The sequence below is a fragment of the Cellulomonas sp. URHE0023 genome, assembly GCF_000688475.1.
Taxonomy (GTDB): Bacteria; Actinomycetota; Actinomycetes; order Actinomycetales; family Cellulomonadaceae; genus Cellulomonas.
Genome location: NZ_JIAN01000006.1, coordinates 467715 through 493538, shown reverse-complemented (window position 1 = coordinate 493538; position 25824 = coordinate 467715). Strand labels below are relative to the sequence as shown.

The 25824-nt window shown below is 70.7% G+C and carries 21 protein-coding genes; 10 read left to right on the top strand and 11 right to left on the bottom strand.

The genetic code is table 11. The features are described from left to right. Positions 1-76 precede the first annotated feature (76 nt). The gene (locus tag N553_RS0111565) at positions 77-1126 is read right to left on the bottom strand and encodes a LacI family DNA-binding transcriptional regulator (RefSeq protein ID WP_369796707.1); all 1050 of its coding nucleotides are present in this window, start codon (positions 1124-1126) and stop codon (positions 77-79) included. 228 nt (positions 1127-1354) lie between these two features. Between N553_RS0111565 and N553_RS0111560 the strand changes: the two genes are divergently transcribed. The 9 genes from N553_RS0111560 to dnaG all read left to right on the top strand — a co-directional run bounded on the left by N553_RS0111560 (position 1355) and on the right by dnaG (position 12731). Continuing rightward, positions 1355-2602 carry an extracellular solute-binding protein gene (locus tag N553_RS0111560; RefSeq protein ID WP_369796706.1) on the top strand — a complete coding sequence of 416 codons (1248 nt, stop codon included), beginning with the start codon at positions 1355-1357 and terminating at the stop codon, positions 2600-2602. Positions 2603-2723: 121 nt separating this feature from the next. Further along, positions 2724-4331, top strand: coding sequence for an ABC transporter permease subunit (locus N553_RS0111555; protein WP_028046647.1), 1608 nt, complete (start codon positions 2724-2726; stop codon positions 4329-4331). Between the two features lies 1 nt (position 4332). Then, positions 4333-5211 (top strand): sugar ABC transporter permease, encoded by an 879-nt coding sequence (locus N553_RS0111550; protein ID WP_028046646.1) that lies wholly within the window; start codon positions 4333-4335, stop codon positions 5209-5211. After that, complete coding sequence (locus N553_RS0111545) at positions 5208-7046, top strand: glycoside hydrolase family 13 protein (RefSeq protein ID WP_028046645.1); 1839 nt, start codon at positions 5208-5210, stop codon at positions 7044-7046. The genes N553_RS0111550 and N553_RS0111545 overlap by 4 nt, the downstream gene beginning before the upstream one ends. Before the next feature lie 16 nt (positions 7047-7062). Next, positions 7063-8382 (top strand): deoxyguanosinetriphosphate triphosphohydrolase, encoded by a 1320-nt coding sequence (locus tag N553_RS0111540; RefSeq protein WP_231505241.1) that lies wholly within the window; start codon positions 7063-7065, stop codon positions 8380-8382. Positions 8383-8587: 205 nt separating this feature from the next. Further along, positions 8588-9046, top strand: coding sequence for a hypothetical protein (locus N553_RS0111535; RefSeq protein WP_028046643.1), 459 nt, complete (start codon positions 8588-8590; stop codon positions 9044-9046). Next, positions 9043-10281, top strand: coding sequence for a D-mannonate dehydratase ManD (manD, locus tag N553_RS0111530; protein ID WP_028046642.1), 1239 nt, complete (start codon positions 9043-9045; stop codon positions 10279-10281). Before N553_RS0111535 ends, manD begins: the two co-directional genes overlap by 4 nt. Further along, positions 10278-10781 (top strand): gluconokinase, encoded by a 504-nt coding sequence (locus tag N553_RS0111525; RefSeq protein ID WP_231505240.1) that lies wholly within the window; start codon positions 10278-10280, stop codon positions 10779-10781. Before manD ends, N553_RS0111525 begins: the two co-directional genes overlap by 4 nt. Positions 10782-10790: 9 nt before the next feature. Then, on the top strand, positions 10791-12731 hold the full coding sequence (dnaG, locus tag N553_RS0111520) for a DNA primase (RefSeq protein WP_028046641.1): 1941 nt from the start codon (positions 10791-10793) through the stop codon (positions 12729-12731). Positions 12732-12735: 4 nt separating this feature from the next. On the opposite strand, the gene N553_RS0111515 is transcribed toward dnaG, so the two are convergent. Then, positions 12736-13533 carry a transglutaminase family protein gene (locus N553_RS0111515; protein ID WP_028046640.1) on the bottom strand — a complete coding sequence of 266 codons (798 nt, stop codon included), beginning with the start codon at positions 13531-13533 and terminating at the stop codon, positions 12736-12738. Between the two features lie 306 nt (positions 13534-13839). Here N553_RS0111515 and N553_RS0111510 point away from each other — a divergent pair, with 306 nt between their 5' ends. Further along, entirely contained in the window at positions 13840-14835 is a 996-nt protein-coding gene (locus tag N553_RS0111510; protein WP_028046639.1) for a serine hydrolase, read from the top strand. 10 nt (positions 14836-14845) lie between these two features. Here the strand turns inward: N553_RS0111510 and N553_RS0111505 are convergent, their stop codons facing one another. From N553_RS0111505 to N553_RS0111465, 9 genes are all read right to left on the bottom strand, one after another. Further along, on the bottom strand, positions 14846-15829 hold the full coding sequence (locus N553_RS0111505) for a magnesium transporter CorA family protein (protein ID WP_028046638.1): 984 nt from the start codon (positions 15827-15829) through the stop codon (positions 14846-14848). A gap of 102 nt (positions 15830-15931) precedes the next feature. Next, entirely contained in the window at positions 15932-17401 is a 1470-nt protein-coding gene (locus tag N553_RS0111500) for a rhamnulokinase family protein (protein ID WP_028046637.1), read from the bottom strand. After that, positions 17401-19440, bottom strand: coding sequence for a bifunctional rhamnulose-1-phosphate aldolase/short-chain dehydrogenase (locus N553_RS0111495; protein WP_028046636.1), 2040 nt, complete (start codon positions 19438-19440; stop codon positions 17401-17403). Before N553_RS0111495 ends, N553_RS0111500 begins: the two co-directional genes overlap by 1 nt. Positions 19441-19444: 4 nt before the next feature. Then, a complete protein-coding gene (gene rhaI, locus N553_RS0111490; protein WP_028046635.1) occupies positions 19445-20614 on the bottom strand; it encodes an L-rhamnose isomerase in 1170 nt (389 codons plus the stop codon). Continuing rightward, positions 20611-20979: an L-rhamnose mutarotase gene (locus N553_RS22370; RefSeq protein WP_034621821.1), complete on the bottom strand. Its 369-nt coding sequence runs from the start codon at positions 20977-20979 to the stop codon at positions 20611-20613. The genes rhaI and N553_RS22370 overlap by 4 nt, the downstream gene beginning before the upstream one ends. A gap of 63 nt (positions 20980-21042) precedes the next feature. Continuing rightward, complete coding sequence (gene rhaS / locus N553_RS0111480) at positions 21043-22116, bottom strand: rhamnose ABC transporter substrate-binding protein (protein ID WP_028046634.1); 1074 nt, start codon at positions 22114-22116, stop codon at positions 21043-21045. Positions 22117-22176: 60 nt separating this feature from the next. Continuing rightward, positions 22177-23193: an ABC transporter permease gene (locus N553_RS0111475; RefSeq protein ID WP_028046633.1), complete on the bottom strand. Its 1017-nt coding sequence runs from the start codon at positions 23191-23193 to the stop codon at positions 22177-22179. Next, positions 23190-24218 (bottom strand): ABC transporter permease, encoded by a 1029-nt coding sequence (locus N553_RS22365; protein ID WP_034621819.1) that lies wholly within the window; start codon positions 24216-24218, stop codon positions 23190-23192. The genes N553_RS0111475 and N553_RS22365 overlap by 4 nt, the downstream gene beginning before the upstream one ends. Next, complete coding sequence (locus N553_RS0111465; protein ID WP_028046632.1) at positions 24215-25726, bottom strand: sugar ABC transporter ATP-binding protein; 1512 nt, start codon at positions 25724-25726, stop codon at positions 24215-24217. The genes N553_RS22365 and N553_RS0111465 overlap by 4 nt, the downstream gene beginning before the upstream one ends. Between the last annotated feature and the right edge of the window lie 98 nt (positions 25727-25824).

The following is a 25824-nucleotide window of genomic DNA, read 5'->3' as shown; positions in this document are numbered from 1 at the left end:
CTCACTTCGGTCTGTCGGTGGGGAAGGGGCCCCGTCGGTGGTCGGTCGCGACGCGCACGAGGGCGCGCCGGCCCGGTCAGAGGGCGGCGGGGACGTGCTGGGGGGTGGCCGATGCGGTGGCGGGTGCGGCGCCCGTCGACGCGCGGACGATGAGCTCAGGGTGGAACTTGAGCTCCGTCCGGGACGCGGGGGTGCCGTTGATCTCCGCCACGAGGGCCGACACGGCCGCGTGTCCCATGGCGAGCACGGGCTGGCGCACCGTGGTCAGCGGCGGGTCCGTGAACGCGATCAGCGGGGAGTCGTCGAAGCCCACCACGGACAGGTCCCCGGGCACGTCCAGGCCGCGCGAGCGGGCGGCCCGGACGGCCCCGAGCGCCATGAGGTCGGAGCCGCAGATGATCGCGGTGTGCCCGGAGTCGATGAGCTCTCCGGCAGCCGCCTGGCCGCCCTCGACGGTGAACAAGGTGGTGACCACGTGCGCAGCCGCGTCCGTGATGCCGAGGTGCCGTTCCAGATTGACGGCGAACTCCACCCGTTTGCGCGCCGCGGGCACGAACCGTTCGGGTCCGATGGCCAGTCCGATGGACCGGTGGCCGAGCGAGATCAGGTGCCGGAACGCGAGGTCGAGGGCGGCCGTGTCGTCGGTGCAGACCGACGGTGCGTCCACACCCTCGGCGAAGCCGTTGACCAGCACGATCGGCACGCCGCGGCTGCGCAGCCGGTGGTAGCGGTCCTTGCTCGCGGCGGTGTCGGCGTGCAGGCCGGAGACGAACACGATGCCGTCGACGTTGTGCTCCAGGAGCATCTCGACGTACTGGTCCTCCGTGGTGCCGCCCGGCGACTGGGTGCACAGCAGCGGCGTGTACCCGCGCTCGGTGAGCATGGTCTCGATGACCTGGGCGAACGCGGGAAACACGGGGTTGGACAGCTCGGGCACGACGAGCCCGACCAGACCGGCGGAGCGGGTGCGCAGCTTCTCGGGTCGCTCGTAGCCGAGCACGTCGAGCGCGGCGAGCACGGCCTGCCGGGCCTGGGACGACACGCCGTGCTTGCCGTTGAGGACGCGAGAGACGGTCGCCGTGCTGACGCCGGCCTGTTCGGCTAGGTCCGTCAGTCGGGTACGCACGGGGGGCAGCGTAGGGGACACCGGACCTCCTTGTCCGTGAGGGGTGATGATGGTCGTCGAGCGGATTCTGAGGGCGCAACGCGTCGGCTCATGCACCGCTGAAACCGTTGCCTGAAAGTTACCGTAACGACTTGCAAGCGATGTGGCAACGAGGTTAGCGTCGCCCCCATCAGGCCAGCGTTGGTGGGATGTCCCGCCGGACGCGGGCACCCCCACACGATGATGGAGATGACGATGCGACGGAGCATCCCGGTCGTCGCGGCTATGGTCGGCCTGGCGCTGACCCTTACCGCGTGCTCTGGTTCAGACGACAGCGGCGACGACGCCTCGGCGGCACCCAGCGAGAGCGCGGCGGCCACCGGAACCCTGACGATGTGGGTGGACGACACCCGAATCGACGAGATGAAGCCCGTCGTCGCGGCGTTCAGCGAGGAGTCCGGCGTCCAGGTCGACCTCGTGCAGAAGCCGACCGGCGACATCGGCAAGGACTTCGTCGCGCAGGTTCCGACCGGTGAGGGCCCCGACGTCATCGTCTCTGCGCACGACGGCCTCGGCGAGTGGGTCAAGAACGGCGTCGTCGCGCCGGTCGAGCTCGGTGACAAGGCAGGCGACTTCTCGGAGTCCGCGCTCGCCGGCGTCACCTACGACGGCAAGACCTATGGCACGCCGATCTCGATCGAGAACATCGCACTCGTCCGCAACAACGCGCTCGTGGCGGAGACCAAGGCGACGACGTTCGACGAGCTGATCGCCGAGGGCAAGGCGGCCGGTAAGCCGTTCTCCGTGCTGATCCAGCAGGGTGAGGCGTCCGACCCGTACCACCTGTACCCGCTGCAGACGTCGTTCGGTGCCCCCGTGTTCGAGCAGAACGCAGACGGCTCCTACACCGACACCCTGGCCCTCGGCGGCCCGGCCGGGGAGGCGTTCGCCACCTACCTGGCCAAGCTCGGCGCGGACAAGGTCCTCGACCTGGCGGTCAGCGGCGACCAGGCCAAGCAGGCGTTCCTCGACGGCAACGCGCCGTACATGATCACCGGCCCGTGGAACACCTCGGCGTTCGAGGAGGCCGGGATGGACATCTCCGTGCTCCCCGTCCCGAGCGCGGGCGGCCAGCCGGCACAGCCGTTCGTCGGCGTCCAGGGCGTCTTCGTCTCGTCGAAGTCGAAGAACCCGGTCCTCGCCAACGAGCTCGTCGTCAACTACCTGTCGACCGAGGCCGCGCAGGACATGCTGTACCAGGAGGGTGGCCGCATGCCGGCCAACGCCGCCTCCGCCGCGAAGGTCGACAACCCCATCCTCAAGGGCTTCGGTGAGGCCGGCGCGACCGGTGCCCCGATGCCGGCCATCCCGGCGATGAGCAGCGTGTGGGCTTTCTGGGGTGCCACCGAGGCTCAGATCATCAGTGGTCAGGCCGAGCCTGTGAGCGCCTGGAACACGATGGTGGCCCAGATCCAGGAAGCGGTCGACAAGGTCTAGTGGTGACAGACGTCCCGCCGGGTCCCGTCAGGGTGCCCGGCGGGACGTCCTCGCCCGCGTCCGGCGCGGGTCTGCACCACTACCGTGTGACTAGCCGTCACCCGTGCTTCGGAGGACTCGCATGACCGACCAGAAGATCGAGGCGCCCCCGGTCACTCCCGATACGGCACCGCCGCGTCGCGTGCGCGGAGACGACTCCCACGCCAGGAACTTCTCCGCGGGGTTCGTCGTCAAGCTCGTGCTCGTCGGCCTTGTCGATGCCCTCGGCGTGTACGGGATCCTCACGGCCCTGGCGGTGCAGTCGTGGGCGATCGTCGCGTTCCTCGTGCTCGCTCTCGTGGTGGTGAACTGGGTCTACTTCTCACGGCGCGCGGTGCCGGGCAAGTACCTGGTCCCCGGGCTGCTGTTCCTCCTCGTCTACCAGCTCTTCGTCATGGCCTACACGGGCTACGTGGCGTTCACGAACTACGGGGACGGGCACAACTCCGACAAGGCCGACGCGATCGAGGCGATCTCGATCCAGAACGAGACCCGCGTCGAGGGCTCGCCGACCCTGCCGCTCACGGTCCTGAACCAGGACGGTGAGCTCGGGTTCGCGATCGTGCAGGACGGTGACGTCCAGGTGGGCTCGGCCGAGGAGCCGTTCGCACCTGCCGACGACGCCACCGTCGAGGGCGGGAAGGTGACGGCCGTCCCGGGCTGGGAGGTACTGGGGTTCGCCCAGATCGCCCAGCAGCAGGACGCCATCACCACGCTGCGCGTCCCGTTCTCCGACGACCCGTCCGAAGGGTCCGTCCGGACCCAGGACGGCTCCACCGGGTACGTCTACGAGTCCACGCTCGAGTACGACGCGGCGACTGACACGTTCACGGACGCGGCGACCGGCGAGACGTACACGCCCGCGGACTCGGGCAACTTCGTGTCCGAGGACGGCGACGTGCTCACCCCGGGGTGGCGGGTTGGGGTCGGCTTCGACAACTTCACGAAGGTCTTCACCGACTCACGGCTGGCCGGTCCGTTCGCCCAGATCACCGTCTGGACCTTCGCCTTCGCGTTCCTCTCCGTGCTGACCACATTCGCCCTTGGCCTGTTCCTCGCGATCGTGTTCAACGACAACCGGATCCGCGGCCGGAAGATCTACAGGTCGTTGCTGATCCTGCCGTACGCCGTCCCGGGGTTCCTGTCCGCGCTCGTCTGGCGCGGCATGCTCAACGCGAGGTTCGGCTTCATCAACGAGGTCCTGCTCGGCGGTGCGGACATCAACTGGCTCGGAAACCCGTGGCTGGCGAAGCTGTCGATCCTGGGGGTCAACCTCTGGCTGGGGTTCCCGTACATGTTCCTGGTGTGCACGGGTGCACTGCAGTCGATCCCTGCAGACACCATCGAGGCTGCCCGCATCGACGGCGCCGGAACCTGGAGAGTGTTCCGTGCGATGACGCTGCCGCTGCTCATGATCTCGGTCGCGCCGCTGCTGATCGCGTCGTTCGCCTTCAACTTCAACAACTTCACGCTCATCTACATGCTGACCGGCGGTGGCCCGAACTTCGTCGGCACGCCGGTCGTGGTGGGCCACACCGACATCCTCATCTCGATGGTCTACGCGGTGGCCTTCGAGAGCGGGAACAAGCAGTACGGACTGGCCAGTGCGTTGTCGATCCTGATCTTCCTCATCGTCGGGCTCATCTCCTTCTTCAGCTTCCGCCGGACCCGCACCCTCGAGGAGATCTGAGATGGCTCGCACCGAGCTGGAGACGCCGGCACTGCGCGGCCGTCGCTGGTGGGCTGAGGTCGGGTGGAGGCACGTCGTCGGGTGGGTGATGATCCTGATCTGCGTCCTGCCGCTCGTCTACGTCTTCTCCGCATCGCTCAACCCGGGCGGCACACTGACCGGGTCCAACAAGCTGTTCCGCACCTTCGACCTGCAGAACTACAGCGAGCTGTTCGCCGAGGGGTACCAGGACTGGTTCGTCAACTCGATCATCATCTGCACGGTGGCTGCGCTCGGCACCGTCCTCATGGGTGCTGCGGCGGCGTACGCCTTCTCCCGCTTCCGTTTCCAGGGTCGCCACGGTGGCCTGACGGCGCTGCTGATCGTGCAGATGTTCCCGCAGATGCTCGCGTTCGTCGCGATCTTCCTGATTCTGCTCTCGATCGGAGACGTGTTCCCGGCGCTCGGGCTCAACAGCCGGCTCGGTCTCACGGCCGTCTATCTCGGCGGTGCGCTCGGGGTGAACACGTTCCTCATGTACGGGTTCTTCAACACCGTTCCGCGGGAGCTGGACGAGGCGGCAAAGATCGACGGCGCGTCCCACGCACAGATCTTCTGGAAGATCATCCTGCGGCTCGTCGCACCGATCCTCGCCGTCGTCGGTCTTCTGTCGTTCATCGGGACGTGGAGCGAGTTCCTCGTCGCCAAGGTCGTGCTCCAGCGGCAGGAGGAGTTCACTCTCGCCGTCGGGCTGTACTACTGGGGGTCGGACGAGCGCAACGCGCAGTGGGGCCTGTTCGCGGCCGGTGCCGTGCTCGCGGCCATCCCGGTCGTCGTGCTCTTCCTCTTCCTGCAGAAGTGGATCGTCTCCGGCCTGACGGCGGGTTCGGTCAAGGGATGAGCCACCTGCTCGACCTCCCGCACCACGACGGTTCGGAGGTCTACGTCCGGCGTGCCACCCCGCGGCTCGGTGAGGTGGTGCCGGTGCGGGTCCGGGTGCCCGCCACGGGCACCGAGCGGGCCGTGTGGGTGCGCACGGTGCGTGACGGGGAGCCGCGTCTCGTCGAGGCGCAGGTGGAGCGGTCCGACGAGCACGAGCGCTGGTACGTGGCCGACGTCCCCGTGCACAACCCGGTCACCAGCTACCGCGTGCTGCTCGACCAGCCCGGCGGCTACCGCTGGCTCAACGGTCGGGGCGTGCACGAGCGGGACGTCCCGGACGCAGCCGACTTCCGGCTCACCGTGCACGACCAGGCGCCCACCTGGATGGACACCTCCGTCGTGTACCAGGTGTTCCCCGACCGGTTCGCTCGTGGCGGCTCGCCCGACGCGCCGCTGCCCGACTGGGCGCTGCCCGCGCGCTGGGACGACGAGCCGATCGGTGGAGGACCGGGGACCTCAGCGCAGCTCTACGGCGGGGACCTGCCCGGGATCGAGGCCCGCCTTGAGCACCTGCAACGCCTCGGCGTCGACACCCTCTACCTGACGCCCGTCTTCCCGGGCCGGTCCAACCACCGGTACGACGCGAGCACGTTCGACCACGTGGACCCGTTGCTGGGGGGCGACGCGGCACTGGCGTCGTTGAGCCGGGCGGTGCACGCGCGAGGCATGCGGATCCTGGGCGACCTCACCACGAACCACACCGGCGCCGGCCACGAGTGGTTCACGCGCGCGCAGGGGGACCGGTCCAGCGAGGAGGCCGAGTTCTACTACTGGTCCGACACCGACCCGGGGTACGTCAGCTGGCTCGAGCACGCGTCTCTGCCCAAGCTCAACTACAACGCGCCCGCGCTCGCCGCCCGGATGGTGCAGGGCCCGGACTCCGTGATCGGCCGCTGGCTCGCCGAGCCGTACGCCCTCGACGGGTGGCGGATCGACGTCGCCAACATGACGGGCCGCTACGCCGACGACGACCTGACGCACCTGGTCGCACGGACCATCCGCGCGACGATGCGGGACATCAACCCGGACGCGGTCCTGGTCGCCGAGCACTTCCATGACGCGGGTCTGGACCTGGCCGCGGGTGGCTGGCACGCGAACATGAACTACTCGGCGTTCACCCGACCCGTGTGGACCTGGCTCGTGGACCCGGCCGGCGAGCTGGGCTTCCTCGGTATGCCGGTGCCGATCCCGCGCCGCGACGGAGCCTCCATGGTCGCGACGATGCGCGACTTCGACGCGACCGTCCCCTGGAGCATCACGACCCACCAGTGGAACATGCTCGGCTCGCACGACACCGCACGGCTGCGCACCGTCGTCGGTTCGCGCGAGCGCGTCGAGCTCGCGGCCGGCCTGCTGTTCACCTACCCGGGCACGCCGGCGATGTTCGCGGGCGACGAGGGAGGCCTGACGGGGACCAACGGCGAGCACGCACGTGTGCCGATGCCGTGGGGCGACATCGACGCGGGCGGCGGACGGCGCTGGGACGCCCGCACCTTCGAGGTCTACCGGTCGCTGATCGCGGTACGCCGACGGTCGCGTGCCCTGCGCGAAGGCGGGATGCGGTGGGCGGTCGTGCGGCCAGACGCTGTCGCCTACCTGCGCGAGACGCTCGACGAGCGGGTGCTCGTGGTGGTCGCGCGTGCGCCGTGGGAGGGCGTCGACCTGCCACGGCACCTGCTCGCCTCCCACGCCTCCCCGGAGAACCTCTACGGCGGAGGAGACCTCGACGTGCGACCCGATGCGCTGCGCGTCGCGGGGGACGGTCCCGGGGTGCAGGTCTGGCGGCTGTCCTGATCGTTAGGCTGGCGCCGTGACGGTACCGGACCAGGCACTGGCCCATCCCCCCGACGTCGACGGCTACGTCGACGCCGACCGTGAGCGCTGGGTCCGCGAGGGCACCAAGTCCCGCGAGCGCACGGCGTTCGAGCGGGACCGCGCCCGGTTGGTGCACTCCTCGGCGCTTCGCCGGCTCGGGGCCAAGACGCAGGTGCTCGGACCGTCGTCGGACGACTTCGTGCGGACCCGCCTCACGCACACCCTCGAGGTCGCACAGGTGGGCCGCGAGATCGGCAAGGCGCTCGGGTGCGACCCGGACGTCGTCGACACCGCCTGCCTCGCCCACGACCTGGGCCACCCGCCGTTCGGGCACAACGGCGAGCGCGCGCTCGCGGAGCTGGCCAAGGGCATCGGCGGCTTCGAGGGGAACGCCCAGACGCTCCGGCTCCTCACGCGCCTCGAGCCCAAGGTCGTCGGACCCGACGGTCACGCGGTCGGCCTGAACCTCACACGCGCCAGCCTGGACGCGTCCGTGAAGTACCCGTGGCGGCACCTGCGCGGCCCCATCAGCGAGGCGAGCGGGCGACCGACCCACAAGTTCGGCGTCTACGAGGACGACCTGCCGGTGTTCGAGTGGCTCCGCAAGGACGCGCCCGACGGTCGCAAGTGCCTCGAGGCGCAGGTCATGGACCTGGCCGACGACATCTCCTACTCGGTGCACGACGTCGAGGACGCCGTGGTCGGCGGGCGTCTGGACCTGGAGGTGCTGGGCGTCCCGCGCGAGCGCGACCGTGTGGTCGAGGCGGTGCAGACCTGGTACGGCGACGCGGTGAGCGGCGACGAGCTGCAGGATGCGATCGACCGGCTCGTGACCGCCCAGCTGTGGCGGCTCGGGTTCGACGGGTCGCGCGGTGCTCTGGCCCATCTCAAGGACTCGACGAGCCAGCTCATCGGCAGGTTCGCGAAGGCGTCCCAGCGCGCCACGCGGGCCGAGTACGGCCCCGGACCGCTCACGCGGTACGCCGCCGACCTGATCGTCCCGCACGAGACGCTCGCGGAGATCCTCGTGCTCAAGGGCCTTGCGGTCACCTACGTCATGGCCCCGCGCGAGCTCGAACCGCTGTACCACCGGCAGCGCGAGGTGCTCACCGATCTGGTCCACGTCCTGTCGGAGCGCGCCCCGATCGCGCTCGAGCCCCCGTTCGCCGCCGACTGGGCGGCCGCCGCCGACGACGCCGCTCGACTGCGGGTGGTGATCGACCAGGTGGCTTCCCTGACGGACATCTCGGCCGCCGAGCTGCACGCCCGGCTCGTCCACCCGCCACGTCACGGCGGACCGGCCGCCTTCGTCTAGGTTCGTCTCGAGCCCGAACACCTCGGTCGGGCGGCCACGGACCAGGTCGACGATCGTCTCGGCGGCCTCGTCCTCCTCCAGCCGGTGGTCCGCGACCAGGCGCGAGGTACCTGGGCGTCGAGCCGTCGTGGTCCCGTCGGGGGCGGCTCGATGACCTCACGACAAGCGGTTGCCACGACGTGCCGCCGTGCCTAGCGTTCGGGTCGTGGAGGAGCCGCCGGTGCCGACGATCTACGACGTCGCACAGCCCGCCGACGTGCTCCCGATGGACGCGGGCGAGGCGCTCGCGGAGCTGCGCACGCGGTTCGCGAACACCGGGATCGAGCACGAGCTCGCCCAGATCGCCCGCGACGGGTCGCAGAAGCTGCCGGTCCGCGTCCTCGCCGTCGCCCAGCAGCGCGCGGAGGCTGGACTGCCCGTGGGAACGGCGGGTGCCGCCGTCATCGCCGGGTGGATCCGGTTCCTCGAGTCCGCCGACGTGTCGTCCGTCGACCCGGGCGCGGTCGAGCTGGCCGTTCGCCTCCCCGGCCGCGGGAGCGCCGCCCGCGCCCGCCTGGCCCTCGCCGTCCTCGCACCCGACCTCACGCGCGCGGACGTGTTCGCGCGTCACGTCGCCGAGGTGCTCGTCCTTCGTCGACCCACTCTCACAGGAGCTCGTTCATGAAGATCACCGCAGCAGACGTCGTCGTCACCAGCCCGAACCGCAACTTCGTCACCCTGAAGATCACCACCGACGAGGGTCTGACCGGCCTCGGGGACGCCACCCTGAACGGTCGCGAGCTCGCCGTCGTCAGCTACCTGCGCGACCACGTGGTGCCCCTGCTGATCGGGAGCGACCCGCACCGCATCGAGGACACCTGGCAGTTCCTCTACCGCAGCGCGTACTGGCGGCGCGGTCCCGTGACGATGGCCGCGATCGGCGCCGTGGACATGGCCCTGTGGGACATCAAGGGCAAGGTCGCCGGCCTGCCGGTCTACCAGCTGCTCGGCGGGGCCAGCCGCAGCGGCCTCATGGCGTACGGGCACGCGTCGGGGGCCTCGCTTCCGGAGCTCTTCGACTCGGTACGCGAGCACCAGGCCCTGGGCTACCGCTCCATCCGCGTGCAGACGGGCGTGCCGGGGCTCAACCGGATCTACGGGATCGCGTCACAGTCGGGACCCGCGGACGCAGGCGCCGAGCGGTACGACCACGAGCCCGCCCAGCGTGGCGCCCTGCCCGCCGAGGAGGACTGGGACACGCGCGCCTACCTCCGGCACATCCCGACCGTGTTCGAGGCGGTCCGCAACGAGTTCGGCCCCGAGCTTCCGCTGCTGCACGACGGGCACCACCGGATGACGCCGATCCAGGCTGCCAAGCTGGGCAAGTCGCTCGAGCCGTACGACCTGTTCTGGCTCGAGGACTGCACCCCGGCGGAGAACCAGGAGGCGCTCCGGTTGGTCAGGCAGCACACCACCACGCCGTTGGCGATCGGCGAGATCTTCAACACCGTGTGGGACTTCCAGTCGCTCATCAAGGAGCAGCTGATCGACTACGTGCGCGCAGCGTCGACCCACTTCGGTGGCATCACGCCGCTGCGCAAGGTCATGGACTACGCCGCCCAGTACCAGGTGAGGTCCGGGTTCCACGGACCGACCGACATCTCGCCGGTGGGCCTGGCGGCGCAGATGCACGTCGGGCTGGCGATCCACAACTTCGGCATCCAGGAGTACATGCAGCACGGCACCAAGACCAACGAGGTGTTCCGGCAGTCGTTCACGTTCGAGGACGGCTACCTGCACCCGGGCGACCAGCCCGGTCTGGGCGTCGAGCTCGACGTCGACGAGGCCGGCAAGTACCCGTACGAGACCGCGTACCTGCCGTACAACCGGCTCGCGGACGGCACGGTGCACGACTGGTGAGCCACCTTCTCGTGATGGGAGTCTCGGGCTGCGGGAAGTCGACCGTCGGGTCGCTGCTGGCCGACCGGCTGGGCGTGCCGTTCCTCGACGCGGACAGCCTCCACCCACCCGCCAACCTCGCCAAGATGTCGGCAGGAGTGCCGCTGGACGACGACGACCGGTGGCCGTGGCTCCGGCTCGTCGGTGCGGCGATCGCCGCGTCGCCGGACGGGATCGTCGTGGCGTGCTCGGCGCTGCGACGGCCGTACCGGGACCTGCTGCGCTCGTTCGCGCCGGACCTCCACCCGGTCCATCTCGTCGGCACCCGCGAGGAGCTTGCCGCTCGGATGCGGGAACGGGAGGGCCACTTCATGCCGGTCGCGCTGCTCGACACGCAGCTCGCGACCCTGGAGCCGCTCGAGGCCGACGAGACCGGCATCGAGATCGACGCCATGCGGCCGCCGGCCGACATCGTGGCGTCTGCGCTGAGCACGCTCGGGAACCCGCCCATCCACGCCTAGACTCTGCGCGTGGCAGGACGCATCCGGCGGGAGGACGTGGAGGCGGTCCGCGAGCGTGCCCACATCGACGAGATCGTCGGGCAGCACGTCACGCTGAAGTCCGCGGGCGTCGGCTCGCTCAAAGGCCTGTGCCCGTTCCACGACGAACGCTCACCGTCCTTCCACGTCCGCCCGCAGGTGGGCCGCTACCACTGCTTCGGGTGCGGCGAAGGCGGTGACGTCCTCGACTTCGTGCAGAAGGTCGACGGTCTGGGGTTCACCGAGGCGGTCGAGTACCTGGCCGGCAAGGTCGGCATCCAGCTGCGGTACGAGGAGGGCGGCGCACCCCGGCCCGGCGAGGAGCCCGGCAAGCGCCGCCGGCTCATCGAGGCCCACAAGGTCGCCGAGGAGTTCTACCGCGAGCAGCTCAGCACACCCGCCGCGGCCGCCGGTCGGGCGTTCCTGTCGGAGCGCGGGTTCGACCGCACCGCCGCCGCCGACTTCGGGGTGGGCTTCGCGCCGCAGGGGTGGGACTCGCTCATGCGGCACCTGCGCGGGCGCGGGTTCACCGAGGCGGAGCTCACCGCGTCCGGGCTGGTCAGCCAGGGGCAGCGCGGCGTCTACGACCGGTTCCGCGGGCGGCTCGTCTGGCCGATCCGTGAGGTCACGGGGGAGACCGTCGGGTTCGGCGCGCGCCGGCTGTTCGAGGAGGACCAGGGCCCCAAGTACCTGAACACCCCGGAGACCGCGCTCTACAAGAAGTCCCACGTGCTGTACGGCATCGACCTGGCCAAGCGCGACATGCAGAGGGACAAGCGTGTGGTCGTCGTCGAGGGCTACACCGACGTCATGGCGATGCACCTGTCCGGGGTGGGAACGGCGGTGGCCACCTGCGGCACCGCGTTCGGGTCCGACCACGCACGGATCGTGCGCCGGCTGGTGGGCGACTCCGGCTCGACCGGGGGAGTCCAGCTCGCGTCCGGCGCGTCGGTGGGCGGGGAGATCATCTTCACGTTCGACGGGGACGCCGCGGGTCAGAAGGCCGCCTTGCGCGCGTTCGGCGAGGACCAGACCTTCACCGCGCAGACGTTCGTGGCCGTCGAGAGGTCCGGCATGGACCCCTGCGAGCTGCGTCAGGCCAAGGGTCCCGACGCGGTGCGCGCGCTGGTCGCGGGCCGCACGCCGCTGTACGAGTTCGTCATCAAGAGCACGCTGGAGACGTTCGACCTGCGGACGGCCGAGGGACGGATCGGGGCCCTGCGTGCTGCCGCACCGGTCGTTGCGGGGATCCGGGACACCGGGCTTCGGCCTGAGTACACGCGCATGCTGACCGGGTGGCTGGGCATCGACGACGAGGAGTCGGTGCGTCGCGCGGTGCAGGGTGCGACCAGCAGGCAGCCGTCCCGCGGCGCGGACCCTCGACCCGTCCGGGACGAGCGTCCCGCACTGCGCGACGAGCGCCCCGTGCCCCAGCAGGCGCGTATGCCGCAGCCGGACCGTCGGGACCCCGTCGCACAGATCGAGCGGACCGCGCTCGAGGTCGTCCTGCAGCAGCCGTCCCTCGTGCCCGAGGAGTTCGACGACCTGCCTGCCGACGCGTTCGGCGCACCTGCGTACCGCGCGGTGCACGAGGCGGTCCGGGCCGCGGGCGGCCTCGTCGTCGCCCGGACGCTCGGGAACGCGACCGCATGGGTCGGGGCCGTGATCGAGGAGGCAGGGGAGAACCTGCGGCCGCTGGTCACCGAGCTCGCGGTCGCTCCGCTGCCCGAGGACCGGCCCCAGTCGCTGGACGGCTACGTCAAGGGCGTCGTCCGCAGCCTGGTCGAGATGGGGTTCACGCGCCACATCGCCGAGCTCCGCGGGCGGCTGCAGCGCATGGACGCCGAAGAGGACCCGGTCGCCTACCGTGCCGCGTACGCGGAGCTCGTCGAGGTCGAGGGCCGACGCCGGAACCTGCGCGAGAGCGCGTAGCCCGTCAGCGCAGTGCGACCAGGCCCGTGCCTGCGTCGGGTCCTGGGCCTCCGTGGATCGTCGCGGTCACGGTCATCGCCTTGACGTACAGCGCCCCGCCGTACCAGGAGATGAACGCGGTGTCCGTGGCATCGCGCCCGGTGGCGATGCGCACGAGGGACTCCCGCGGCGCCATCCCCGTCGCGTCGACCACGTGCCAGGCGCCCTCGATGTAGGCCTCGGCGACGGCGTGGAAGTCCATCGGCTTGAGACCCGGCGCGTAGACGGACGTCAGTCGGGCCGGGACGTCCCGGGCACGGAGCAGGGCGACGACGAGGTGAGCGAAGTCGCGGCACACGCCGCGCCGCTTCAGCAGGGTGTCGGTCGCACCGTCGGTGGGGAGGCTCGAGCCGGACAGGTACGTGACGTGGCCGGTGACCCAGGCGACGACGGCATCGAGCAGGGCCTCGCCCTCGAGGTCGCGGAACTGGTCCCGCGCGAAGGCCAGCAGGCGGTCCGAGTCGGCGTAGCGCGAGGGTCGGCGGTACTCGACGATGTCGACGTCGTCGATGGCCGGCAGATCCGCCTGGCCGGAGACGCTGGCGTGGTAGTCGACGACCACGCGGCCCTTCGGCGCGAGCACCCGGTGCATGCGCGCGCCGTGCGCGAGCTTGACCTCGGTGACGTCCAGAGGGCCGTCCTCATGACGGACGGTGAGGAGCTCGGAACGGTCGTAGGCGCCATCGGCGACGGCCACGAGGAGCTCGATCTCGAGCGGGGCGCGCACGTCGAGAGAGAGGTGAGAAGTCACGGTGCGCAGCACGGCCGCGGGTCCTTTCCCAGCCATCGGCGGCTGGACCATCTAGAGGGGCGAGCGCAAGTGTGAGGCTCGCGGGGCCCCGCGTCCAGCCCGCGGACAGCACCGGGTGAAGGTGCAGGTCAGCGCGCTGTGCGCAGGCCGTGCGGCGCCGAGGGGACCCCCGGACGGACGCAGCTGCGCGCACGCCCCGAGTACTGCTCACCCGTCGTCGTGGCGGGGGACCCAGCTCTGGTCCACGGCGCCAGTGCGGCCGACTCCGCTCCGGTAAACCCGTCGTGCGCTCGACGGCAGTCGTCCTACGGTGGCGGCATGGACCTGGCACAGGAGGTCGCGTCGCTCGCCGACGAGTTCTCCGGGGTGGTCCGCGTCGAGCGCGGAGGCACCGCGGTGCTCCACGCGGCCTACGGGCTGGCCGACCGCAGGCACCGGATCCCCATGACCGTCGACTCCCAGGTCGCCATGGCCAGCGGCTGCAAGGGCATGACGGCGCTGGCCGTCATGAGCCTCGTCGAGGACGGCACGCTGACGCTCGGCACGACCGCGCGCTCGCTGCTGGGTGAGGACCTGCCGCTCGTCGCCGACGACGTCACGGTCGAGCACCTGCTCGCGCACCGCTCCGGGATCGGTGACTACCTCGACGAGAGCGTCGAGTCCGACATCGACGACTACGCCCTGTCCGTCCCCGTGCAGGACCTGGCGACCACGGAGCAGTTCCTCGCGGTCCTGGACGGCTTTGCGACGAGGTTCCCGGCCGGCGAGCGCTTCGAGTACTGCAACGGCGGCTACATGGTGCTGGCGCTGCTCGCCGAGCGCGCGAGCGGCGTCGACTTCCACGATCTCGTCCGTGACCGGGTCTGCCGGCCCGCAGGCATGGTCGACACGGACTACCTGAGGTCCGACGACCTGCCCGGGCGCGCCGCGCTGGGATACGTCGCGAACGGCCGGACGAACGTCTTCCACCTGCCCGTCGTAGGAAACGGCGACGGCGGGCTCTACACCACGACAGCCGACATGCACCGGTTCTGGGCCGCGCTGTTCGCCGGGGTGATCGTCTCGCCGTCGTCGGTCGCCCTCATGACCCGTCCGCGCAGCGAGGACATCGAGGAGGGGCGGCGGTACGGCCTCGGCTTCTGGCTGCACAAGGACCGCGACATCTACCTCCTCGAGGGGTACGACGCCGGCGTCTCGTTCCGCAGCCTGCACGCCCCGGCCGAGCAGCTCACCTTCACGGTCGTCGGGACGACGTCCGACGGAGCGTGGCCGATCGCCCGGCTCCTGGCCGAGCGCCTGGACGTCGTCCCCTGACGGCGGCCGGTCACCACCAGCCCTGGCGCTTGGCCCAGTAGAGGAGCCCTGCCGACATCGTGAGCATGATGCCGAGAGCAACCGACAGGGGGACCGGCGTCGTGCGGTCGTTGACGATGAGGTTCATGCCGAGCACGGAGGCGAGGGCCGTGATCGGCAGGGTGACCACCGCGATGACGGCGAGCCGTTCGGCGGCGATGGTCATCTTGGTCTCCGTGCGTGCCCGGTAGAACTCGATCACGCCCTGCAGGTAGTCCTTCTCCTCGCCGGCCAGCGCGGCGATGCGGTCGAACTGGTCCACCAGGTCGACGACGAGGTGCCGGCTCTCCTCAGGGACCGCGCGCGAGATCCCGGAGACGCGTCGGTAGATCTGGGCCGTCTGCGCGGCGATGGTGCGGACGGCCAGCAGTCCGTGCCGGGTGCGGAACATCTCGTCCAGAAACTTCTCCGGGTCGTCGTACCCGCCTTCCGTGACCCGCCGCTCGAGCTCCCACACGTCCGTGGTCAGCTCCTCGACGAAGCGCTCCATGCGCCGGGTCAGGGTCGAGACGATCGCGTGCGAGATGTCGAAGGCCGTGCGCGGCTGCAGCCGGCCCGACCGGATGCGCGCGAGGACCTCGTCGGTGTCCCGGAGCATGACCTCCCGGCCGACCGCCGGGTTGACCGGGCCGTGCACCGTGATGAGGTACCGAGGGCCGATGACGCGGTCGAGCTCGACGTGGTGGACGTGCCCTCCGGCACCGCGCTCCGGGGCGTGCAGGACGAGCAGCAGCGAGTCCGGGTAGGCGTGCAGCTTGGGCAGCCGGTTGCGGACCTCCATGTCGTGCTGCGCGAGCGGGTGCAGCCCGAAGACGCTCGACAGGATCTCGCCGGTCCTCGCGTCCCATTCGGGGATGTCGACCCAGACGATGCCGTGCTTGGCCGCGAGCAGCGCCGTCAGCTCGCCCGGGTCACAGTCGCGGACGCCCTCTGCCGTGATCAGGTGCACATCCATGGCCGTGCCCTCCCGTGCAGTTGGCACCGGACACCCCGAGAGTGCCACGTCGGCTGCATGGTCCGCCTGCCGACGGGCCGAGATGCCGCCGGGAGCCAGCGATCAGTCCCGTGCCGTCAGCCGACGCTCAGCCGCGGCCCACGGCGCGTCGCTGCCGGCCGCGGCCGGCAGGTAGGTCACCGTCTCGGCGCTACGGGCGGCGATGGTGCGCAGGGCGAGCAGGTCGCCGTCGAGGACGCCCGCGGCGCGCGCCTGGATCAGGACGTTCCCCAACGCGGCTGCCTCGACAGGGCCGGCCACCACCGGCAGGCCCGTCGCGTCGGCGGTGAGCTGGCAGAGCAGCGCGTTCCGGGCCCCACCACCCACGAGGTGGATGGTCCGCACGTCGCGGCCGGCCAGCTCGGCAGCCGTGCGGACCGCGCGGCGGTACGCGACCGCGAGCGAGTCGAGGATGCAGCGGACGACCTCGGCTCGTGACGACGGGACGGGCTGGCCGGTCGCGCGTGCGGCCTGCGAGAGCCGAGCGGGCATGTCGCCGGGGTGCAGGAACTCGCCGGCATCGATGTCGACCACCGTCCTCAGCGCAGGGACGTCGGCCGCCAGAGCGAGCAGGTGAGGCAGGTCGACGTCGTCACCGTCGACCTCGCGCCAGGTGCGCATCGACTCCTGCAGCACCCACAGACCCATGACGTTGCGCAGGTACCGGACGGTGCCGTCGACGCCTGCCTCGTTGGTGAAGTTGGCCTCGCGGCTCGCCTCCGTGAGCACAGGCGCATCAAGCTCGAGCCCGACCAGCGACCAGGTGCCGCACGAGATGTAGGCGAAGTCCGGCGCGGACGCCGGTACGGCCACGATGGCGGACGCGGTGTCGTGCGAGCCGACCGTCCACACGGGAACGTCGGCGCCCAGACCCAGGTCCGCACGGACGGTGCCCAGGAGGGTGCCCGGCTCGCGCAGAGGGGGCAGGAGGGAGGTGTCGACACCGAGTCGCGCGGCGACGTCGAGCGCCCACTCACGGGTCCGCGCGTCGAGCAGCCCCGTGGTCGACGCATTCGTGATCTCGGCGCCCTGGACACCCGTGAGCCGGGCGCCGAGGAGGTCGGGGACGAGCAGCATCCTGTCCGCGGCCGCGAGGTCGGTGGTGCCCTGCGCGGCGACGAGCTGGAAGACCGTGTTGAACTGTTGCGTCTGCAGGCCTGTGCGCGCGTACAGCTCGGCCGCGGGGACCTGCGCGAAGACCCGGTCCGGGACACCGTCCGTGCGGTGGTCCCGGTAGTGGACGGGCGCGGACACGAGGTCGCCGTGGCGGTCGACCAGGCCGTAGTCGACCGCCCAGGAGTCGATGCCGATGCCCTCGAGCGGACCGTGCTCGACGGCCGCGGCACGCAGGCCGTCGAGGATGCCCCGCCACAGCCGGGGGAGGTCCCAGCGCAGACCGCTGACGCCGGGCAGCTCGACCGCGCCGTTGGGGAACCGGGCGACCTCGTCGAGGACGACGCGTCCGCGGTCGACGCGACCGAGCATGACCCGGCCGCTCGACGCACCGAGGTCCACGGCGGCGAACCCGCCCATCAGCGCAGGAACGCAGCGGCGACGCCCGAGTCGACGGGCACGTGCAGGCCGGTGGTCTGGACGAGGTCGGGCCCGGTGAGCGCGAAGACCGCGGCGGCCACGTGCTCCGGGAGGACTTCCTTCTTCAGGAGCGTCCGCTGGGCGTAGTAGGCGCCGAGCTCGGTCTCGGGGACGCCGTACACGGCGGCGCGCTGAGCACCCCACCCGCCGGCGAAGATCCCCGAGCCGCGCACGACGCCGTCGGGGTTGACCCCGTTGACGCGGATGCCGTGCTCGCCGAGCTCGGCGGCCAGGAGGCGGACCTGGTGCGCCTGGTCAGCCTTCGTGGCGGAGTAGGCGATGTTGTTCGGGCCCGCGAACAGGGAGTTCTTGGACGCGATGTAGACGATGTCGCCGCCCAGCTTCTGCGCGATCATCGCCCTGGCGGCCTCGCGGGCCACCAGGAACGAGCCGCGGGCCATGACGTCGTGCTGCAGGTCCCAGTCCTTGACGCTGGTGTCCAGCAGCGGCTTGGAGATCGACAGCCCCGCGTTGTTCACCACGAGGTCGACGCCGCCGAACGCCAGGCACGCCTCGTCGATCAGGGCGCTGATCGCGTCTTCGGAGGTGACGTCCGCGTGCACGGCTACGGCGACGTCCGGGCCGCCGAGAGCCGCAGCGACCTCCTGCGCACCTTCGAGGTTGACGTCCGCGACCACGACGCAGGCACCCTCGGCCGCGAGCCGCTCGGCGATCGCGCGTCCGATGCCCGAGCCGGCACCCGTGACCACCGCGACCCTGGTGGCCAGCGGCTTGGGCCGGGGCATCCGCGCGAGCTTGGCCTCCTCGAGCGCCCAGTACTCGATGCGGAACTTCTCGGACTCCTCGATCGGGGCGTACGAGGAGATGGTCTCTGCGCCGCGCATCACGTTGATCGCGTTGACGTAGAACTCCCCGGCGACCCGGGCGGTCTGCTTGTCCTTGCCGAAGGAGAACATCCCCACGCCCGGCACGAGCACGATCGCCGGGTCGGCGCCGCGGATCGCCGGGCTGTCCGGGGTGGCGTGCCGGTCGTAGTAGGCCTGGTAGTCGGCCCGGTAGGTGGCGTGCCGCTCCTGCAGGCGCGCGACCACGTCCTCCAGCGGTGCGTCCCCGGGCAGGTCGACCACCAGCGGGGAGACCTTGGTGCGCAGGAAGTGGTCCGGGCAGGACGTGCCCAGCGCAGCCAGCCGCGCCAGGGCTTCCCGCCCGACGAAGTCGAGCACCACCTCGGAGTCGGTGAAGTGCCCGACCTGCGGCCGGTCCATCGATGCCAGTCCGCGGACCACCGGTGCCAGAGCAGCGGCGCGAGCGCGGCGTTCGTCGTCGGGCAACGCCGGCGCGACGACCGCACCGAACGGGTGCTCACCCGTCGAGCGTGACGCGATGAACGCCTCGACGGTCCGGATCATCCGCAGCGAGCGCTCCTCGGCCTCGTCGGACGTCGCACCCCACGCGGTGATGCCGTGCCCGCCCAGGATGCAGCCGATCGCCTGCGGGTTCGCCTCCTTGATCGCCGCGATGTCCAGCCCGAGCTGGAAACCCGGCCGACGCCACGGCACCCACACCACCACATCGCCGAAGATCTCCTCGGTCAGCGACTCACCGTCGGCGGCCGTGGCCAACGCGATGCCTGCGTCGGGATGCAGGTGGTCCACGTGGGCGGCGTCGACCAGGGCGTGCATCGCGGTGTCGATCGACGGCGCCGCACCACCCTTGCCGTGCAGGCAGTAGTCGAACGCCGCGACCATCTCGTCCTCGCGCTCGACCCCCGGGTACACGTCCTGCAGGGCACGCACCCGGTCCAGACGCAGGACCGCGAGGTTCTTCTCGGTCAGCGTGCCCAGGTCACCACCCGAGCCCTTCACCCACAGCAGGTCCACGTCCAGGCCGGTCACAGGGTCGGTCGCGGTGCCCTTGGCGGACGTGTTGCCGCCCGCGTAGTTCGTGGTGCGCGGATCCGCACCGAGACGGTTGGAACGGGCGACGAGTTCCTCGGCCGGAGTCGGCTGCGTGCTCATCTGGTCAGGCTCCCCATCCGGCCTGCGCGCCACCGACGCGCTCGGCCACGATCGTGTCGGCGTACCCGGACGCGCGGTAGGCGCTCATCGGGTCGGGGTCGAGCCCCTGGGACGTGCGAAGGTCGGACAGCAGCGGGCGCACGTCGGTGTTGTACGCGTCCATGAGGACGGCGTTCGCGCCGAGCACGTCGCCCGCCAGCTGTGCTGCGAGAAGGGCGTCGCCGTCGACGAGCAGAGCCTTGGCGGTGGCCTCCTGGACGTTCATCACCGACCGGATCTGCCCGGGGATCTTGGGCTCGATGTTGTGGCACTGGTCGAGCATGAAGTTCACGCCGGAGTCGGGGGACAGGGCACCGGACCCGACGATCTCGTGCAGGATGCGGAACAGCTGGAACGGGTCCGCGGCGCCGACCATCAGGTCGTCGTCCGCGTAGAAGCGCGAGTTGAAGTCGAAGGCCCCGAGGCGTCCGGCCCGCAGGAGCTGCGCGACGATGAACTCGATGTTGGTACCCGGAGCGTGGTGGCCGGTGTCCAGCACCACGAACGCCTGCTCGCCGAGCGCAAGGCAGTGCAACAGCGACGTGCCCCAGTCAGGGATGTCCATGGCGTAGAACGCCGGCTCGAAGAACTTGTACTCGAGGATCAGCCGGTGGTCCGGGTCGAGGGCCGCATAGACCTGCGCGAGCGACTCGGCGAGGCGGTCCTGGCGGGCACGCAGCGAGTCCTGACCGGGGTAGTTCAGGCCGTCGGGCAGCCAGATCTTCAGGTCTGTGGACCCCGTGGCCCGCATGACGTCGATGCACTGGACGTGATGGGCGACGGCCTTGGCGCGCACCCGGGCGTCTGGGTGCGTCAGCGAGCCCAGCATGTAGTCGTCGTCCTGGAACAGGTTGGAGTTGATCGCGCCGATCTGCAGCCCGAGGCCTGCGGCGTGCGCGGCCAGCCGGTCGTAGTCGTCGACGAGGTCCCAGGGGATGTGCAACGAGACCCGAGGGGTCACGCCCGTGAACCGGTGCACCTGGGCGGCGTCGGCGAGCTTCTCGTAGGGGTCACGAGGGACGCCCGCCTGCGCGAACACCTTGAACCGGGTCCCGGAGTTCCCGAAGGCCCAGGAGGGCAGCTCGATCGTCTGCTGGGCGAGGGCCGCGAGGGCGGCGTGTGGGTCGATCGTCATGCCTGTGGCTCCTGTGCTCCGGCGGTGGGCAGCCCGGCCGCCCGTAGCTGTGCGTCGAGGTCGAACACCTCGTCGAGGACCGCGAAGCCCTCGTCGGGGTTGCCCGGCGTGAGGAAGAACTGCGCCATCTCGGCCTGCCAACGTGCGTTGACCTGCGTCGCGGCCATGGCGGCCCGAGCGGCGGGAAAGTCGGCTGTCTCCAGGAACCCGACGAGAAGCCCGTCGGTGCCCAGGTGCAGCGTGTAGCGGGACCACCCGCAGTCGCGCAGCGCCTCGAGCATCTCCGGCCACACGGCTGCGTGCCGTGCGCGGTACTCGTCGAGGCGGTCGTCGCGCACACGGGAGATGAAGCAGACGCGGGTCATGGGTGCTCCGGGGAGTGGGATCCCCGGTGCCGGCCGCGTCGCGGCCGGCACCGGGTCGCGACGTCAGAAGTCGAAGTCGTCGATGTTGTCGGCGTTGAACACGTACGGCTCGCCGAGCAGGACCGTCGCGTCGGGACCGACCGTGTACTCACCGAGCTTTCCGGCCGTGAAGGTGTCGCCCTCCTTGCCGGTGATCGTCCCGTCGACGAGCGCGTTGGCGGCGAACGCGGACAGGTACCCGAGGTCCTCCGGGTTCCACAGGGCGAAGGCGTCGACGGTGCCGTCCTTGACGTAGTCGCGCATGTCGTTCGGCGTGCCGAGCCCGGTCAGCTTGACCTTGCCCTTGAAGTCGGACGTCTGCAGGTAGCGCGCGGCCGCGGCGATACCGACCGTCGTGGGGGAGACGATGCCCTTGAGGTCCGGGTGGGACTGCAGCAGCGCCGCGGTCTTGTCGAACGAGGTCTGGTCGTCGTCGTCGCCGTAGACGACGTCCACGAGGGTGATGTTGGGGTGGTTCGCCGCCAGGTCGGTCTTCATCATGTCGATCCAGGCGTTCTGGTTCGTCGCGTTGGCGGTGGCCGACAGCACGGCGATCTCGCCGGCGTCACCGATCTGCTCGGAGATCAGGTCCACCTGTGCCTTGGCGATGCCCTCGGCCGTGGCCTGGTTGACGAACAGGTCGCGGCACTCGGCGTCGACGTCCGAGTCGAACGTGACGACCTTGATGCCGGCCGCCTTCGCCTCGTCGAGGGAGCTGCACAGGGCCGACGGGTCGTTGGCGGACAGGACGATCGCGCTGACCTTCTGCTGCGTGAGCGTGTTGATGAAGCTCACCTGCGCGTCGGGCGTGGCCTCGGTCGGGCCGACCTCCTTGAACTCGCCGCCGATCTCCTCGACCGCCGCCTTGCCGCCCTTGCTGGAGGTGTCGAAGTACGGGTTGCCCAGGTTCTTCGGCAGGAACGTGATCGACACGTCACCCCCGCCCCCGGCCGCTGCCGACGAGTCGCCGTCGGCCGAGTCCTCCGAGCCCGGGGCGCCGGAGCTGCAGGCTGCGGCCAGGATGGCGACCGTGGCTGCGGCGACGGCGACGCGTGCCGCGGCCGACGCTCGACCGGCCTTGCGACGTGAGATCCACATCATTATGGAATTCCCTTCTGGTTCTGTGCGGGATGGGAAAAGCACGGAGGTGGTGCTGGATCAGGTGGTCCTGCGTCGGAGGCGTTCGCCGAACCGGGCCCACAGGCCGGGGGCGATCACGGTCGCGATGAGCAGGAAGCCGGTGATGACGTTGATGACGTCGGACGAGACGTCGGCGAGGCGCAGGGCGCTGCGCAGGGCTCCGATCACCAGGACGCCGGCGATGACGCCGACGATGCCGCCCCGTCCTCCGAAGATCGAGACGCCGCCGACCAGGACGGCGGCCACGACGGACAGCTCGAGGCCCACCGCGTTGTCGCCGCGTGCCGTGCCGTAGCGCAGCGTCCAGTACACGCCGGCGAGCGCGGACATGACTCCGGTGGCGACGAACAGCCCGAGCTTGAGCCTCCCGACGCGCGCCCCGGCGAACTGGGCCGCCTCGGCGTTGAGGCCGGCGGCGTAGGTGACGCGTCCGACCGCCGTGGCGTGCAGCGTGATCCAGAAGATCGCGGCGAGGACGAGGAACAGGAAGATCACCGACGGGATCGGCCCGATCCTGCTGGTCACGAGGTTCTGCGCCCAGTCCGGGAAGCCGGTGACCGCCCGGGTGCCCAGGATGCCGACCGCGATGCCACGGAAGAGCGCGAGCGTACCGATGGTGACCGCGAGCGACGGGAGGCCGACCCGGGTGATCAGGAAGCCGTTGAACCAGCCGCCGACGGCGCCCACGACGAGCGCGACCGCCGCCGCCGCGGGCAGCGGCCAGCCGGCCTCGAACAGCGACCCGACGATCACGCTGCTCAGGCCGAGCATGCTGGCGACGGACAGGTCGATCTCCGCGGAGATGATCACGAGCGTCATGGGCAGCGCGATCAGCAGGATCGGGAAGACGTCGAGCAGCAGGTAGTACCAGGTGGTGGTGCTGGCGAACCCGGGGACGAGCACCGAGGCGGCGATCACGACGACGATGAGCAGCCCGACGACCGCGGAGTCGCGGCCCAGCAGCGTCCGCCGCCACCGGGTTGCCGGACTGGGGGTGAGCGGGACCGTGCGTGCGGGTGTGAGTGTCTGGCTCATCGGGCACCTCCCACGGTGAGTGCGGGCGGCGGTTGGACGTGGTCTCGGACGCTCGTCGACGTGAGGCGGCGAGCGTTGCGCTGGGCGAGCACGCGGTCGAGGACGATCGCGCCGATGATCAGGGCGCCGACGACGGCCTGCTGCCAGAAGTCGGGGATGCCGAGGATCGGCAGCGCGCGGTCGATGGTGGCGAGCAGGACGGCCCCGAGGGCTGCTCCCGCGACCGTGCCGCTGCCGCCGAAGATGGCGACGCCGCCGATGACCGCCGCGGCGACGGCCTGGAGCTCCAGACCGGTTCCCGCGTTGGACGCCACCGTCGCGTACCGCGCCGCGAACAGGACGCCCGCGAGGCCGGCGAGCGTGCCGGACAGGACGAACGCGAAGAACGTGCGGCGCGCCACGGGCAGCCCGCAGAGCCGCGCGGCCTCGGGCTCGGAGCCGATCGCGTACAGCTCGCGACCGCCCCGGGCGAAGCCCATGTACACGGCGGCGACCACGACGACGGCGAGCGCGATGAGCGCGAGCAGCGGTACCGGGCCGACCTTGGCGGTTCCCAGGGCGAGGAACGGCTTGGGCATCTCGGACGCGTTGATGCGTTCGCTCCCGGCCCAGGTCACGGTGATGCCACGGATGATGTAGAGCGTGCCGAGCGTGATGACGAGCGACGGGACCGAGACGATCGTGACCAGCAGGCCGTTGATCGCGCCGAGCAGGGCACCGAACAGCACGCCGAGCAGGATCACCACGATGATCGGGATGTCGGGGACGCCGATGAACCACTTGCCGGTGGCGAAGGCGACGATGCCGAGCACGCTGCTGACCGACAGGTCGACGTTGCGCGTGATGATGACGATGCTCTGACCGACGGCCAGGAGCACGAGCAGCGCCGGCGCGAGCATCAGGTCGCGGAACCCGTCGTTGCTGAACGTGAAGCCGTTGTTCTTGGAGGTCGCGACGACGACCAGCACGATGATCGCGATCAGGATGCTGGTCTCGCGGCGGCGCAGGAGCTGTCCGACGCTCATGCGGCCACCCCCGTCGCCGCGGCCATCACGGTCTCGGCGTCGGCGTCGGCGCGGTCGAGCACGGCGGTGACCCGGCCCTCGTGCATGACGAGCACGCGGTCGCTCATGCCGAGCACCTCGGGCAGCTCCGAGGAGATCATGATGATCGCCACGCCCTGCCCGGCCAGCTCGTCGAGGAGCCGGTGCACCTCCGCCTTCGTCCCGACGTCGATGCCACGGGTGGGCTCGTCGATGATGAGGACGGTCGGCTTCGTGGACAGCCACTTGGCCAGCACGACCTTCTGCTGGTTCCCCCCGGAGAGCGTGCCCGCGACCGTGTCGAGGTCGCGCGCCTTGACCTGCAGGGCCGCGGCCCAGGTCTCGGCCTCTCGGTACTCGGCGCCGGGCGAGATGAGGCCCAGGCGGCCGATCTGCCAGCGCAGGGTGAGTGCGATGTTGCGGGCGACGGACAGGTCCACGTGCAGGCCCTGCTTGCGGCGGTCCTCGGGCACGAGGGCCAGCCCGCGGCGCATGGCGCCTTCCGGGTCGGCCGCCGGCAGGGCGGCGCCTTGCATCGTCACGGTGCCGGAGTCGTAGCGGTCGATGCCGAACACGGCGCGGACCACCTCGCTGCGTCCCGAGCCGACCAGCCCGGCGACTCCGAGGATCTCGCCCGCTCGCACGTCGAGGTCGATGTCGGCGAACACGCCGGCACGGGACAGACCGCGCACGGACAGGACCGTCTCGCCAGGGGTCCGCTCGGTTCGGGGGAAGAGGGTGTCGACCGAGCGGCCGACCATCTGGCGGACCACCTCGGGCGGCGTCGTGTCGGCGACGTTCTCCGTCGCGACGTGGGCGCCGTCGCGCATGACGGTGATGCGGTCGCACAGCGAGAAGATCTCGTCGAACCGGTGGGAGATGAAGACGACGGCCGCGCCGCGGTCGCGCAGCTGGCGGGCGACCGCGAAGAGGCGTTCGACCTCGACCCCGCTCAGAGCCGCGGTGGGCTCGTCCATGACGAGCACTCGGGCGTCGAGCGAGACCGCCTTCGCGATCTCGACCAGCTGCTGGTCGGCGATGGACATGCCGAGCGCCGGACGGTCGGGGTCGATCTCGACGCCCAGCAGCGCCAGGAGCTCACTGGTCCGTCGGCGCATCTCACGCCGGGAGACGAACGCTCCCGCCTTCGGCATGCGGCCCATGAACACGTTCTCCGCGACGGACAGGTCCGGGAAGAGCGTCGGCTCCTGGTAGATCACGGCGACACCCGCGTCTCGGGCCTCGGCGGGGGTGCGCGGCGCGAACGGCTGCCCACCGAGCAGCAGCGTGCCCGAGGTCGGCTGGTACACGCCGGCGAGGATCTTGACGAGCGTGGACTTGCCCGCGCCGTTCTCACCGATCAGGGCGTGGATCTCGCCGGCACGCACCTCGAGCTCGCCGTGGCTGAGGGCGATGACCGGTCCGAAGTGCTTGGCCAGGTCGTGGACCTCGAGCATCGGCGCGGTGACCCCGGCGCCGGCGGCGCTCATGCAGCGCCCTGCGATGCGGGGAGATGAGGGGTGGTACGGAACATCGATGTTCCTCTTCCTTGAGGCATGAATCGATTCAACGAAGGGACCATAGCCGC